This window comes from Cellulosimicrobium protaetiae, from assembly GCF_009708005.2.
Taxonomy (GTDB): Bacteria; Actinomycetota; Actinomycetes; order Actinomycetales; family Cellulomonadaceae; genus Cellulosimicrobium; species Cellulosimicrobium protaetiae.
On sequence record NZ_CP052757.1, the window covers coordinates 1,416,537 to 1,430,484 of the forward strand.

A 13,948-nucleotide genomic window follows, 5' to 3' on the forward strand; every position below is an offset into this window, starting at 1 on the left:
GATCCCGGCGCGTCACGCGGCGGCGACGAGCCAGAACCACCTGCTCGGCGTGGTGGGTGCTACGCGGTGGGGAGGGTCCAGTCGACGGGAGGTGCGCCCTGGGTGGCGAGGAGCTCGTTGACGCGCGAGAACGGGCGGGAGCCGAAGAAGCCCCGGCGCGCGGAGAGCGGGCTCGGGTGGGCGCTCGCGACGACGGGCGTGTCGCCGAGCATCGGGCGCAGCGTCGCGGCGTCGCGGCCCCACAGGATCGCGACGAGCGGGGCGTCGCGTGCGACGAGCGCACGGATCGCGGCCTCCGTGACGGCCTCCCAGCCCTGGCCGCGGTGCGAGCCCGGCTCGCCCGGGCGGACGGTGAGCACCCTGTTGAGGAGCATGACGCCCTGGTCGCTCCACGCGGTGAGGTCGCCGTTCGCGGGCGTGGGGGCGCCGACGTCCTCAGCGAGCTCCGCGAAGATGTTCTGGAGCGAACGGGGCACCGGGCGCACGTGCGGCTGCACGGAGAACGACAGCCCCATCGGGTGCCCCGGGGTGGGGTACGGGTCCTGCCCGACGACGAGCACGCGCACGTCCGCGAGCGGCCGCGAGAAGGCGTTGAGGATCGCCGACGGCGCGGGCAGGTACTCGCGTCCGGCCGCCACCTCGGTGCGCAGGAAGTCCCCGAGCGCGTGGAGCTGCGGCTCGACGGGCGCGAGGGCCTGCGCCCAGTCGGGCGCCATGATGCTCGCGAGCGGGGGGCGGGGCGGAGTCGGCTCGGTGACGGCCGGGGCCGCGACCGGGTCGACGTCGACGGGCTGGGCGGGTGCGCTCTCCACGGCACCGAGCCTAACGGCCTCACGGGGCGCCTCTTCGAGACTCCGGCGAGGACGAATGACACCGGTGTGGTTCGTGCGTACGCTGAGAGGCGGTCGCGCGCACCGCCGTGCGCAGGCCTGGTGACGAGAGAGTGCAGGGAGGGAACGATGAGCGAGGCGGCGTACGTGCTCGACGGACCCGACGCGGTCGGCGACCCGACCGTCCAGGAGGACCCGTCGTCGGGCCTGAGCGAGCGCGACCAGGAGATCCTGGCGTTCGAGCGGCAGTGGTGGAAGTACTCGGGCGCCAAGGAGCAGGCGGTGCGCGAGCTGTTCGACATGACCGCGACGCGCTACTACCAGGTGCTCAACGCGCTCATCGACTCCCCGGCGGCGCTCGCCCACGACCCGATGCTCGTCAAGCGGCTGCGCCGGATGCGTTCCACCAGGCAGCGGGCTCGCACGGCCCGTCGGCTCGAAGGGCTCTGACGTGCGACGGACCTTCGCCCGTGAAGTCCGGGCGAACCGGGCGTTTAGCCAACGGGCCTGACCGGGCTACCCTGTCGCCGTGACGAAGAGCCGCTACCCCTACGCGCCCGACGAGTTCGACGCGCCCGCGCAGCAGGGCTCCCCCGTGGGGGTGCACCGCACGCCGCGCAGCGGGTGGAGCAAGACGTGGCCGTTCCTGCTGGTCGCCGTCGTCTTCGCCGGCCTCGCGTACGGGGGCGTCGCGCTGCTGTCGGACAACGGCGCGACCGAGAACCCGCCGCAGGCGCAGTCCACCGACCCCGCGGCCGGGGAGACCGAGGCGCCGCCCGCCGAGGAGACCGAGGAGCCTCCGGCGACCGAGGAGCCCCCGGCGACGGAGGAACCGCCGGCTGAGGAGACGCCCGCGGCGCCCGACATCGCCACGCTCATGGCTGCCGCCGACCCCTCGGCCAACGTCCGGGTGCTCAACGCCAGCGGCATCGGTGGCGAGGCGGGCAAGGGTCGCGACGCGCTCACGAGCCAGGGCTTCACGGACGTGGAGGCCGCGGACTACGAGGGCGACCCGGACGAGGTTTCCGCGACCACCGTCTGGTACGCCGAGGACCGCAGCGACAGCGCCGCCGCCGTCGCGGCCATCCTCGGCATCCCGGCGGAGCAGGTGAGTCAGCAGACGCTCCGCGCCGGCGACGTCGTGGTGATCGTCAAGTCGGAGCTCACCCCGGTCGGCTGACCGCCGCGCTGCGTATCTCGTTCCCTCCCGGGCGGCGAGCGCACCCGTGTGACCTGCCCGTTCGTCGGAGTCCTTGCCTGCGTCGCGCCGCGCGTCCGACCTTCCGTGCGGGCCGCTCCCGGGCTAGGCTCGGGCTACCACGGGGCGGGGGTCGCCTCGCGGGCGACGATGCACGAGGAGAACGTCAATGGCTCAGGGCACCGTGAAGTGGTTCAACTCCGAGAAGGGCTACGGGTTCATCACGCCCGCAGCCGGCGGGCAGGACCTCTTCGTGCACTTCAGCGCGATCCAGACCGACGGTTACCGCACGCTCGACGAGGGCCAGGAGGTCGAGTTCGAGCTCGGCCAGGGCACGAAGGGCCCGCAGGCCGAGCAGGTGCGGCCCCTCTGACACCGCACGCGAGGGTCGCGTGACGGAGAACCTCGACGCCGTCGTCGTCGGTTCAGGCCCCAACGGGCTGGCCGCCGCCGTGACCCTCGCACGTGCCGGTCTTGCCGTGCGCGTCCTCGAGGCGCAGCCCACGATCGGCGGCGGCTCGCGCACGCTCGACCTCGGTCTCGCGGACGGGGTCGTGCACGACCTCTGCTCGGCCGTGCACCCGATGGCGTGGGCGTCGCCGTTCTTCGAGGCGTTCGACCTGGGTGCGCGCGGCGTGGAGCTGCTCGTGCCCGAGGTGTCGTACGCGCAGCCGCTCGACGGCGGCCGTGCGGGCATCGCGTTCCACGACCTCGACCGCACGGTGGAGCGTCTGGGTGTTGACGGCGACGCCTGGCGCAGCCTGCTCGGCCCGCTCGCCGACGGCTGGCGCGACGTCGTCGCGCTCGCCCTGGGTGACAAGCGCTCGGTCCCCGGGCGCACGCTGACGCCCGGTGGCGCCGCCGTCGCCGCACGGTTCGGTGCGGCCGTCCTCGAGCAGGGCAGTGCGGCTTGGGGCCGGCGCTTCCGGACCGAGGAGGGGGGTGCGCTCCTCACGGGCGTCGCGGCGCACGCGATCTCGCGCCTGCCCTCGCCGGCCGCCGCGGGGACGGCGCTCCTGCTCGCGTCGCTCGGCCACGCCCCGGGCGGCTGGCCGCTTCCTCGCGGCGGGTCGGGCGCGATCGTCGGGGCTCTCCTGGACGACCTGCGGGCGCACGGCGGCGAGGTCGTCACGGGTCACCGCGTCAGCGCGCTCGCCGACCTGCCACGGGCCCGGGCGTACGTGTTCGACACGGCTCCCGGCGTCGTCGCGGACGTGTTCGGCGACCGGCTGTCGCCCCGCACGGAGTGGGCCCTGCGGCGGTTCCGGCACGGCGACGCGGCCGCGAAGGTCGACCTCGTGCTCTCCGGGCCGGTCCCGTGGACGGACCCCGAGGTGGGGCGTGCCGGGACGGTGCACGTCGGCGGGACGCGGGCCGAGATGGCGCGCGCGGAGGCGGACGTCGCGGCCGGCCGCCACGCGGCGCGGCCGATGGTCCTCGCGAGCGACCCGACCGTCGTCGACCCCGCGCGCGAGGTGAACGGCCTGCGGCCGCTGTGGACCTACGCGCACGTGCCTGCGGGCTCGACGCGCGACGTGACCGAGGACGTCCTCGGTCAGCTCGAACGGTTCGCCCCGGGGGTCCGGGACCTCGTCGTCGCGTCCCGCTGCGTGCCCGCCGCGGAGATGGCGGCGCACGACGAGAGCTACGTGGGCGGCGACATCGCGGGCGGTGCCGTGAGCATGTGGCAGATGGTCGCGCGCCCGACGCCCCGGCTCGACCCGTACGCGGTCGGGCTGGAAGGCGTGTACCTGTGCTCGGCGTCCACGCCGCCTGGTCCGGGCGTGCACGGGCTCGGCGGCTGGAACGCCGCGCGGCGCGTGCTGCGCCGCGAGTTCGACGTGCGGGAGGAGCCGAGCCTGGCACCGACGCCGAACCTCGCTCCGCGCAGGTAGGCCCCCGGAACTGCTCCGGCGGACCCCGGTTCTCCTGCGGCGGACCAGGGTTCTCCCTCGTGATGCCAGGGTTCTCCCTCGGCGAGTCCTGGCGCTATCTCGCGGTGTCGAGCTCCGCGAGGGCGAGGACGACGAGGGCGGAGCTCCAGGAGAGCGGCGCGACGGCTGCGGGGGAGCCGTCCGCGAGGACCTTCTCCGGGATCGCGCCGGACGCGGTGCGGTGGTCGTCGACCCAGCGGAGCCACTCCCGGGCGTCGGCACGGTCCTCCGGGTCCGACGACGACGCGGCGGTGAGCGCGTAGAGCGTCGTCTGCGGCGTCCAGGAGATGCCGTCCTCGCGCCAGCCCGCGCCGGGCGCGAGACCGCCCGCCGGGCGCAGCATCTCGGTGACCGACGCGCGCCACGCCGCGTCCGCGCCCGCGAGCGGTTCGGGCTGGAACGGCGGCAGCACGAACGCGGTCGACGCGTCGCGCGCGCCGCCGGTCACGTGGCGCGGGTAGCCCTGCGACCCGAACGACCGCTCGACCGCCATGCGCAGCCGCGCGGCGGCGAGCGTCGCGTCGGTCGCCCGGTCGGTCTCGCCCACGGCGGCGTAGACGTCGGCGGCCCCCTCGAGCCCGGCGAGGAGGGGTCCGGCGGTCCCGAGCGTGAGCGCCGTGGGCTCGACCTCCCAGTAGTCGCTCGACGGCGGGGGAAGCGGGTCCTCGCCGTCGACGAGCGAGAGCGCGTGGTCGGCCGCGGCGTCGACGAGGGGCCGCAGCTCGGCGGCGACCTCGCGGCGCTCGCCGACGGGCGTCTCCTCGAGCACGACGTCGGCTGCCCACAGGACCCAGCCGACGCCGTCGGACTGGAGGCCGCGGTCGTCGGGCACGCCCGAGCCGTCGGGCAGGTAGCGCGCGTGGAACGACCCGTCGTCCTCCTGGACGCGGGCGAGGAAGCCGAGGACGTCCCGCGCGTCGTCGACGTGACCGGTGCGCGCGAACGCCGCGGCGGTGAACGACGCGTCGCGCGGCCACACGTAGCGCCACTTGGGCGACGCGGCGGCGAGCGCGGCGCCGTCGTCGAGGGTCAGGGCGCGCAGGTCGAGCAGCGCGGCCTCGCCGAGGGCTGCGAACGGACCGTCAGCGCCGGGGACGACGCCGGACGCGAGCCACGCGCGCGAGGCGGCGGCGGCGTCCTGCGCCCGGGCGGGGTCGAGGAGCGCCGACGCGTCGAGCCGGGTCCCGGCGACCTGTGCGAGCCGGTCCGCCTCGCCGTCGGCGGGGTCGACGCCGTCGGCGACCGTGAACGGGGAGAGCGTCGCGGGGTCGAGCACACGGCTGCCGTCGAGGTACGTCGCCGCGGCGCCGGGGGCGAGGCGCAGGAGCGCGGTGCCGCCGTCGGGGGCGGTCGTGACGGCGACGCCGTCCTGGTACAGGTCGATGTGCTCGCCCGTGGGGGCTGCGACGGCGGTCGCGGCGGTGAGGCCGAGGGCAGGGACCAGCACGAAGCCGGCCAGGGCTGCTGCGAGGCGCCACGACGGTGTTGCGCGGATCACACCGCGCATCCTAAGGGGAGCGGGCGGCACGGCGGGTTTCGCCCGTCGCGATACGAGGGAGAGCCCTGACGGGCTGTCTTGCACTCGCACCGTGCGAGTGCCAATAATGGCGTTAGCACTCTCGTCATGAGAGTGACAGAAGTGACCAGCGCAGGCAGCCGCTCACCGCGGGTGCGGCGCACAACACCAGGTCGACAGGTGAGGCCCGCCCCGGCGGCGTGACATGAACGCCGCCCGTCGCGGGCCGTCCGTCGCGGGCGCCGGCCGACCGCCACACGCCACCAGCGGAGGATCATTCCCCATGGCCAAGATCATCGCCTTCGACGAGGAGGCTCGTCGGAGCATGGAGCGAGGGCTCAACATCCTCGCCGACACCGTCAAGGTCACCCTCGGCCCCAAGGGCCGCAACGTCGTGCTCGACAAGAAGTGGGGCGCGCCGACCATCACGAACGACGGCGTCTCCATCGCCAAGGAGATCGAGCTCGAGGACCCGTACGAGAAGATCGGTGCCGAGCTCGTCAAGGAGGTCGCCAAGAAGACCGACGACGTCGCGGGTGACGGCACCACAACCGCCACCGTGCTCGCCCAGGCGCTCGTGCGCGAGGGCCTGCGCGTCGTCGCGGCCGGCGCCAACCCGATCGCCGTCAAGCGCGGCATCGAGAAGGCCGTCGACGCGGTGACCGAGCAGCTGCTCAACGCCGCCAAGGAGATCGAGACCAAGGAGGAGATCGCCGCCACGGCCGCCATCTCCGCCGGCGACCCCGCGATCGGCGAGCTCATCGCCGAGGCCCTCGACAAGGTGGGCAAGGAGGGCGTCATCACGGTCGAGGAGTCGAACACGTTCGGCCTCGAGCTCGAGCTCACCGAGGGCATGCGCTTCGACAAGGGCTTCCTCGCGCGCTACTTCGAGACGGACCCCGAGCGCCAGGAGGCCGTGCTCGAGGACCCGTACGTCCTCATCGTCGAGTCCAAGATCGCGAACGTGAAGGACCTGCTCCCGGTCCTCGACCAGGTCATGAAGGCCGGCCGCTCGCTCCTCATCATCGCCGAGGACGTCGAGGGCGAGGCGCTCGCGACCCTGGTGCTCAACAAGATCCGTGGCACGTTCAAGTCCGTCGCCGTCAAGGCCCCGGGCTTCGGCGACCGCCGCAAGGCCATGCTCCAGGACATCGCGATCCTCACCGGCGGCCAGGTCATCACCGAGACGGTGGGCCTCAAGCTCGAGAACGCGACGCTGGACCTGCTCGGCCAGGCGCGCAAGGTCGTCGTCACCAAGGACGAGACCACGATCGTCGAGGGTGCGGGCGACGCCGACCTGATCCAGGGTCGCGTCAACCAGATCCGTGGCGAGATCGAGAAGTCGGACTCCGACTACGACCGCGAGAAGCTCCAGGAGCGCCTCGCGAAGCTCGCCGGCGGCGTGGCCGTCATCAAGGCGGGTGCCGCGACGGAGGTCGAGCTCAAGGAGCGCAAGCACCGCATCGAGGACGCCGTGCGCAACGCGAAGGCGGCCGTCGAGGAGGGCATCGTCGCCGGTGGTGGCGTCGCGCTCATCCAGGCCGGTGCCGTGGCGTTCGAGAAGCTCGAGCTCGAGGGCGACGAGGCGACCGGTGCGCAGATCGTGCGCGCCGCGATCGACGCCCCGCTCAAGCAGATCGCCGTCAACGCGGGCCTCGAGGGTGGCGTCGTCGCGGAGAAGGTGCGCAACCTCCCGTCCGGCCAGGGCCTCAACGCCGCGACCGGTGTGTACGAGGACCTCCTCGCCGCCGGCGTGAACGACCCGGTCAAGGTCACGCGTTCCGCGCTGCAGAACGCCGCCTCGATCGCGGCGCTCTTCCTCACGACCGAGGCCGTCGTCGCCGACAAGCCGGAGAAGGCCGCCCCCGCGGGCGACCCGACCGGTGGCATGGGTGGCATGGACTTCTGATCCACGCCTGACCCTCTCCCGGTCTGTCCGGGAGGTCGCAGGACATCGAAGGCCGTCGGCCGGGTTCGCCCGGTCGGCGGCCTTCGTCGTGCCCGGGACCGCACCGGTACACGGACGTATAACGCGGTGTATACACGCCCGAAACGAACGCGCGGCAGGATCGCCGTCATGCACCTGACGCCCGCGGACACCGAGAAGCTGCTGCTCGCCGTCGCGGGCATGGTCGCGCGCGACCGGCGCGAGCGGGGCGTGCTGCTCAACTACCCCGAGACGGTCGCGCTGCTCACCACGTGGGTGATCGAGCGGGCCCGCGAGGGGGCGGGCGTCGAGGAGCTCATGGTCTCGGGGCGCGAGGTGCTCGGCCGCGACGAGGTCATGGACGGCGTCGCGGAGATGCTGCCGGACGTCCAGGTCGAGGCGACGTTCCCCGACGGGCGCAAGCTCGTCACCATCCACCAGCCGATCGCCTGAGCCGGACCGGTCCGGCGCGCGCACGAGGCTCAGCGAGAGCGAGGCGAGACATGGCAGGCATCAGCACGAGCGGCCCCGGCGCGGTCCGGCTCAAGCGCGGCACCGAGGACGTGCCCGTGGTCCTCAACGCCGACCGCACGGACGACGAGCGCGTGACGCTGGTCGTGACGAACACGGGGGACCGCCCGGTCCAGATCGGCTCGCACCTCCACCTGCCCGACGCCAACGCCGCGCTCTCGTTCGACCGCGCCGCCGCGCACGGGTTCCGGCTCGACGTCCCCTCCGGCACGTCGCGCCGCTTCGAGCCGGGCGCGTCCGCCGAGGTCGAGGCCGTCGCCCTGCGCGGTCGACGGCGAGTGCCCGGCCTCCAGCGCGGCAAGCCCGACGGCGGGGCGCTGGACCGCGCGACCGAGCCTGCTGAGCCCGGGGTCGCTCCCCAGGATCCGGCGGACGTGGGGAGAGACCCCGGGTTCGGCGCACGGAGCACGACGACACCCGAGGAGGGCTGACGCATGGTCGCGATCTCGCGCGAGCGCTACGTCGCGCTCTACGGCCCGACGACGGGCGACCAGGTGCGCCTCGGCGACACCGACCTGTGGATCGAGGTCGAGGAGGACCGCACGTTCGGCGGCGAGGAGGTCGTCTTCGGCGGTGGTAAGTCGATCCGCGAGTCGATGGCGCAGGGGTCGACGACCCGCGCCGAGGGCGCGCTCGACACGGTGGTCACGAACGCCGTCGTGCTGGACTGGTGGGGGATCGTCAAGGCGGACGTCGGGATCCGGGACGGACGGATCGTCGCGCTCGGGCGCGCGGGCAACCCCGACGTCGCGGACGGCGTCCACCCCGACCTGCACATCGGGCCGAGCACGGACGTCGTGAGCGGGGAGGGCAAGATCCTCACCGCGGGTGGCATCGACTCGCACGTGCACCTCATCTCGCCGTCGCAGGTCGTGGAGGCGCTGGCCACGGGCATCACGACCGTCGCGGGCGGCGGCACCGGGCCGAGCGAGGGCACCAAGGCCACGACGGTCACGCCCGGCGCGTGGCACCTCGAGGCGATCCACCGCTCGCTCGACCGGCTCCCGGTGAACGTCCTGCTGCTCGGCAAGGGCAACACCGTGAGCGCGGAGGGCCTGCGCGAGCAGGCCATGGCGGGGGCGGGCGGCTACAAGGTCCACGAGGACTGGGGCTCGACGCCGGCCGCGATCGACGCGGCCCTGAAGGCCGCCGAGGACTGGGGGCTGCAGGTCGCGCTGCACTCGGACTCGCTCAACGAGGCCGGGTTCGTCGAGTCGACGCTGCGCGCGATCGGCGGCCGCTCGATCCACGCGTTCCACGCCGAGGGCGCGGGCGGCGGGCACGCGCCGGACATCCTCACCGTCGCGAGCCACCCGAACGTCATCCCCGGCTCGACCAACCCGACGCTCCCGCACACCGTGAACACCGTCGCCGAGCACCTCGACATGCTCATGGTGTGCCACCACCTCAACCCGCAGGTCGCGGAGGACCTCGCGTTCGCCGAGTCGCGCATCCGCGGCACGACCATCGCCGCCGAGGACGTCCTGCACGACCTCGGCGCCATGTCGATCACGTCGTCCGACGCGCAGGCCATGGGCCGCATCGGCGAGGTGGTCACGCGCACGTGGCAGGTCGCGCACGTCATGAAGGCGCGGCGCGGCGCGAGCCCCGGTGGCGCGCGCGGCCCCGAGCTCCCTGCCGACAACCTGCGGGCCCGCCGTTACGTCGCGAAGTACACGATCAACCCGGCCGTCGCGCACGGGATCGACGCGTACGTCGGGTCGGTCGAGCCGGGAAAGGTCGCGGACCTCGTGCTGTGGGAGCCGAAGTTCTTCGGGGTCCGGCCGAGCGTCGTCATGAAGGGCGGCGCGCTCGTGTGGGGCGCGCTGGGCGACCCGAACGCGTCCATCCCGTCGCCGCAGCCCGTGCTCATGCGGCCCGCGCTCGCCGACGCGATCGGCGCCGACGTGTCCATGTCGTTCGTCTCGCCCGCCGCGCTCGACGACGGTCTGGAGGAGCGGCTCGGGCTCGCCCGACAGCTCCTCCCCGTCGCGGACACGCGCGGCGTCGGCAAGGCGCAGATGAAGAACAACGACTACCTGCCGCAGATCGACATCGACCCGGAGTCCTTCGCGATCGAGGTCGACGGCGAGCTCGTCGTCCCCGCGCCCGCCGACCGGCTGCCGCTCGCGCAGCTCTACTCGCTGTTCTGAGCCATGAGCGAGACGCCCGAGGTCGACGGGGAGGGGCGCGCGGAGCTCATGCTCGCGCTGCTCGCCGACGCGCGCCTGCCCACCGGCGGGCACACGCAGTCCGCGGGCCTCGAACCCGCGCTGCGAGCGGGCATGCCCGCGGCGCGCGTGCCCGACTACGTGCGCGCGCGCCTCGCCACGGTCACGCGCGTCGAGGCGGCCACGGCGGTCGTCGCGCGGCACGTCGCGCTCGCGGCCGGTCCCGTGCCCGACGGCGCGGGGTGGCCTCCCGCGGGTGGCGCGCCGTCCGCGGTGCGTGACGGCGTGACGCCCGGCGGCGTGGTGTCCGCGGCGCACGACCTCGCCGACACGTGGCTCGCCTGGACGGCCCGGACACCGTCGCCCGCGCTGCGCGAGACGTCGCAGCGGCTGGGGCGCGGTTCTCTGCGGCTGCTGCGCCGCCTGTGGGCAGGGCATCCCGCGGTCGCCGCGCTGGACGAGGCGGCGGTGCTCGTCGCCGACGCGCGCCGCGCCGACGCGCGCCGCGCCGACGGGTCACCCGACCCGGGCGCGGGCACCACGTCGTCCGAGCGAGCGCCGTCGGGCACCGGACCAGGTCCGGGTGGCCGGGCGGTGGCCGGCCGCCGGGGGCCGCAGCCTCCGCGACCGGTCGTGCTCGGCGTGACCGCCGCGTGCGCAGGGCTGTCCGCGCTCCAGGTCGCGCGTCTCGTCGGGTACGAGGACGTGCAGACCGTCGCAGCGGCGACGCTCAAGCTCGAGCCCGTCGACCCGGTCGTCGCGACGGGCTGGGTCGTGGCCGCTCATCCGGCGATCGACGCGCTCGCCCACGACGTCGCCGACCTGACCGACCCCCGCGCGATCCCCGCGCACGGCGCACCGCTCGTCGAGCAGTGGGCCGAGATCCACGCCCGCACCACCGAGAGGCTGTTCAGTGCCTGACACCCTGCCTGACCACCAGGCCACCCAGAACCCCACCCGCTCCCTGCGCCTCGGCGTCGCGGGACCCGTCGGCACGGGCAAGAGCTCGCTCATCGCGCTCCTGTGCCGCGAGCTGTCCGGCGTCCTGCAGCTCGGCGTCATCACCAACGACATCTACACCGACGAGGACGCGCGGTTCCTGCGCTCCGCGGGCGTGCTCGACCCCGAGCGCATCCGCGCCGTCGAGACGGGCGCGTGCCCCCACACCGCGATCCGCGACGACGTGACCGCCAACCTGCTCGCCGTCGAAGACCTCGAGGAGGACTTCGCGCCGCTCGACGTCGTGCTCGTCGAGTCGGGCGGCGACAACCTCACGGCGACGTTCTCCCCGGCGCTGGTCGACGCGCAGATCTTCGTGCTCGACGTCGCGGGTGGCGGCGACGTCGCGCGCAAGGGTGGGCCGGGCATCGCCCGGGCCGACCTGCTCGTCGTCAACAAGACCGACCTCGCGCCGTACGTGGGCGTCGACGTGCCGCGGATGGTCCTCGACGCGACCGCCGCGCGCGACGGAGCCCCGGTGCTCGCCCTCTCGCGCCTCGACCGCGAGTCGATCGACGCGCTCACCACGTGGGTGCAGACCCTGCTCGTCGCGCACCGAGCGGGTGCGCACGTGCCGCAGGACCCCGGTCCGATGGCGCCGCACTTCCACGCGGACGAGGAGGGCAACGGGTTCCTCCACACGCACGACGAGGGCGACGGGTCGCACGACCACCCGCACGACCACCCGCACGGTGACGTGCCCGCGGAGCCTGCGGCCGCCGTCGGGCGCGACTGACCCAGGACGACGCAGAGGACGAGGGCGAGGACGACGGAGGCGCTGGTGGACGACCTGACGCGCGTCGGCGCGTACCGGGAGGCGGGCCGCGTGCGGTGCGACCTGCGGCCCGGCGCGCTGTCCCCGCGCGTGCTGTCCACGGGTCGCCGCACGGCCCGGGTCGCGCTCGTCGCGACGCGCGCGCTGCTCCTCGGCGGCGACCACGTGCGCATCGAGGTGCACGTGGGGGAGGGCGTCGAGCTCGAGCTCGTCGAGGTGTCGGGCACGGTCGCGTACGCGGGGCGCGGCCGGTCGGCGTCGTGGGACGTGGAGGTGCGGGTCGACGCCGGAGCGCTCCTCGTGTGGGACGCGCTGCCGTTCGTCGTCGCGGACGGGGCCGACGTCGAGCGCACCACGCGCGTGTCGCTCGCCGACGGCGGGACACAGGGTGATCGGGGCGTCGCGCTGCTGCGCGAGACGCTCGTCCTGGGCCGCACGGGCGAGGTGGGCGGCCGGCTGCGGTCGCGCACGCGCGTCGACCTGTCGGGACCTGTCGCCCCGCGGATCCTCGGCGGTGTCGGCGGGACCGGTGAGTCCGCGCCGCCGGGAGGGTCGAGACGCGCATGGCAGGAAGACCCGACGCGGCCGGAGCGCGTGCGCGAGCTCTTCGTCGAGGACCTCGACCTCGCCGACGACCGGACGCTGCCCGGGATCCTCGGCGAGTCCCGGGTCGTCGACTCGGCGCTGTGCCTCGGCGCCCGGCCGCCCGCGACCGCCTCGGAACCGCCCTCGACCTCGGCGCCGTCCCGCCCAGGTCCGCCCGCGCTCACCGGACCCCTGCGGCTGGACCTCGACGGACCCGGCGTGATCGCCCGCCACCTCGGCGCGAGCACCCACGACGCCGGGATCGACGCCGTCGTCGCGGCCTGGACGACGGCGGCGCGCGCCGCCCGAGTCACGGACCCGCCCGGTGCCGCGCCGCCGCCCGCCCGCGGTGCGCCGTCGACCGCCGACCTCCCCGAGACCCGCACGACACTGCTGACGACAGGAGCCTGACATGCACGTCCCCGACCACTTCCTGAACGACCCCACGTCGGCGACGACCGCCGTCGTCTCCCTCGCTGCCGTCGGCTACGCCGCCTACCGGGCGCGCGAGGACCTCACCCCGCGTCGCGTCGCGCTCACGGCCGCGACGACCGGGTTCGTCTTCGCCGTGCAGATGCTCAACTACCCGGTCGCCGCCGGCACGAGCGGGCACCTCATGGGCGGGGCGCTCGCGGCCGCGCTCGTCGGGCCGTGGCTCGGCGTGCTGTCCGTGACGCTCGTGCTGCTCGTCCAGGCGCTCGTGTTCGCCGACGGCGGGCTCACCGCGCTGGGCACGAACGTGCTGCTCATGGCGGTGGTCGGGACGCTCGTCGGCTGGGCCGTGACCCGCGGGGTGCTGCGGCTGACGCGCGGCCGGTGGTCGCCCGCGGCAGCGGGAGCGGGGGCGCTCGCGAGCGTGCCCGTGTCGGCGGCGGTGTTCGCCGGGCTGTTCGCCGTCGGCGGGACGGTCCCGGTCCCGGTGGGCGAGCTCGTCGGCCAGATGCTCTCCGTGCACGCGGTGATCGGGCTCGGCGAGGCGCTCATCACGGCCGGGGTCGTCGGGCTCGTGCTCGCCGTCGCCCCGGGCGTCGCGGCGATCGAGGACGTGGCTCGCTCCGCGGCGAGCGGCGCCGTCGTGCCCGCCCAGACCTCGCCGGGCGCAGCCGTCTCGCCTCGCCCTGGCTCTCCTGCTGCCGCGTCCGTCGGTGCGGTGCGTCGCGCCGTGCTCGCGCTCGGGTCGGGCGCGCTGCTCGCGGCGGTCGTCGTGTCCTCGTTCGCGGCGGCCACCCCGGACGGCCTCGAGGCGACGGCCGAGTCGGTCGGCTTCGCGGACGCGGCCCGCGACCACGCGTTCGCGGGGATGCCGCTCGCCGACTACGGCGAGGCCGGCGGGATCTTCGTCGGCGTCGCGGGCCTCGTCGGCGTGGCCCTCGTCGTCGCCCTCGCCGCGGCGCTGACGATCGCGCTCCTGCGTACCCGGGGGAGGGCAGCCACCGCGACCGTCCGACCGTGACCGGCGCGTGACCCGCGGCGCCTACGCTT

The 13,948-nt window shown here is 74.7% G+C and carries 14 protein-coding genes; 12 read left to right on the forward strand and 2 right to left on the reverse strand.

Annotation, left to right across the window (positions count from 1 at the left end; genetic code table 11):
• Positions 1–59 precede the first annotated feature (59 nt).
• Positions 60–719, reverse strand: a complete 660-nt coding sequence (locus FIC82_RS06100; RefSeq protein WP_256390419.1) for a uracil-DNA glycosylase — start codon at positions 717–719, stop codon at positions 60–62.
• A 240-nt stretch (positions 720–959) separates the two neighbouring features.
• Here FIC82_RS06100 and FIC82_RS06105 point away from each other — a divergent pair, with 240 nt between their 5' ends.
• The 4 genes from FIC82_RS06105 (at position 960) to FIC82_RS06120 (ending at position 3,923) form a co-directional block, all read left to right on the forward strand.
• Positions 960–1,280, forward strand: a complete 321-nt coding sequence (locus FIC82_RS06105) for a DUF3263 domain-containing protein (RefSeq protein WP_087469826.1) — start codon at positions 960–962, stop codon at positions 1,278–1,280.
• Positions 1,281–1,359: 79 nt separating this feature from the next.
• On the forward strand, positions 1,360–2,010 hold the full coding sequence (locus FIC82_RS06110; protein ID WP_154797927.1) for a LytR C-terminal domain-containing protein: 651 nt from the start codon (positions 1,360–1,362) through the stop codon (positions 2,008–2,010).
• A gap of 187 nt (positions 2,011–2,197) precedes the next feature.
• A complete protein-coding gene (locus FIC82_RS06115) occupies positions 2,198–2,401 on the forward strand; it encodes a cold-shock protein (protein WP_047232397.1) in 204 nt (67 codons plus the stop codon).
• Between the two features lie 19 nt (positions 2,402–2,420).
• On the forward strand, positions 2,421–3,923 hold the full coding sequence (locus FIC82_RS06120) for a phytoene desaturase family protein (RefSeq protein WP_168731548.1): 1,503 nt from the start codon (positions 2,421–2,423) through the stop codon (positions 3,921–3,923).
• Between the two features lie 94 nt (positions 3,924–4,017).
• Here FIC82_RS06120 and FIC82_RS06125 read toward each other — a convergent pair whose 3' ends face one another.
• A complete protein-coding gene (locus tag FIC82_RS06125) occupies positions 4,018–5,469 on the reverse strand; it encodes a glycoside hydrolase family 15 protein (protein WP_418884344.1) in 1,452 nt (483 codons plus the stop codon).
• 292 nt (positions 5,470–5,761) lie between these two features.
• Between FIC82_RS06125 and groL the strand changes: the two genes are divergently transcribed.
• From groL to FIC82_RS06165, 8 genes are all read left to right on the forward strand, one after another.
• The gene (groL, locus tag FIC82_RS06130; RefSeq protein WP_154797929.1) at positions 5,762–7,387 is read left to right on the forward strand and encodes a chaperonin GroEL; all 1,626 of its coding nucleotides are present in this window, start codon (positions 5,762–5,764) and stop codon (positions 7,385–7,387) included.
• A gap of 168 nt (positions 7,388–7,555) precedes the next feature.
• Positions 7,556–7,858: an urease subunit gamma gene (locus tag FIC82_RS06135; protein ID WP_047232401.1), complete on the forward strand. Its 303-nt coding sequence runs from the start codon at positions 7,556–7,558 to the stop codon at positions 7,856–7,858.
• Positions 7,859–7,908: 50 nt separating this feature from the next.
• Positions 7,909–8,367 carry an urease subunit beta gene (gene ureB, locus FIC82_RS06140; RefSeq protein ID WP_154797930.1) on the forward strand — a complete coding sequence of 153 codons (459 nt, stop codon included), beginning with the start codon at positions 7,909–7,911 and terminating at the stop codon, positions 8,365–8,367.
• Between the two features lie 3 nt (positions 8,368–8,370).
• Positions 8,371–10,089 carry an urease subunit alpha gene (locus FIC82_RS06145; RefSeq protein ID WP_154797931.1) on the forward strand — a complete coding sequence of 573 codons (1,719 nt, stop codon included), beginning with the start codon at positions 8,371–8,373 and terminating at the stop codon, positions 10,087–10,089.
• A gap of 3 nt (positions 10,090–10,092) precedes the next feature.
• Complete coding sequence (locus FIC82_RS06150; RefSeq protein ID WP_253691519.1) at positions 10,093–11,028, forward strand: urease accessory UreF family protein; 936 nt, start codon at positions 10,093–10,095, stop codon at positions 11,026–11,028.
• Positions 11,021–11,842, forward strand: a complete 822-nt coding sequence (gene ureG / locus FIC82_RS06155; protein ID WP_168731549.1) for an urease accessory protein UreG — start codon at positions 11,021–11,023, stop codon at positions 11,840–11,842. Before FIC82_RS06150 ends, ureG begins: the two co-directional genes overlap by 8 nt.
• A 45-nt stretch (positions 11,843–11,887) precedes the next feature.
• Positions 11,888–12,877 (forward strand): urease accessory protein UreD, encoded by a 990-nt coding sequence (locus FIC82_RS06160; RefSeq protein WP_168731550.1) that lies wholly within the window; start codon positions 11,888–11,890, stop codon positions 12,875–12,877.
• 1 nt (position 12,878) lies between these two features.
• Positions 12,879–13,919 (forward strand): energy-coupling factor ABC transporter permease, encoded by a 1,041-nt coding sequence (locus FIC82_RS06165; RefSeq protein WP_154797933.1) that lies wholly within the window; start codon positions 12,879–12,881, stop codon positions 13,917–13,919.
• Positions 13,920–13,948: the final 29 nt, after the last annotated feature.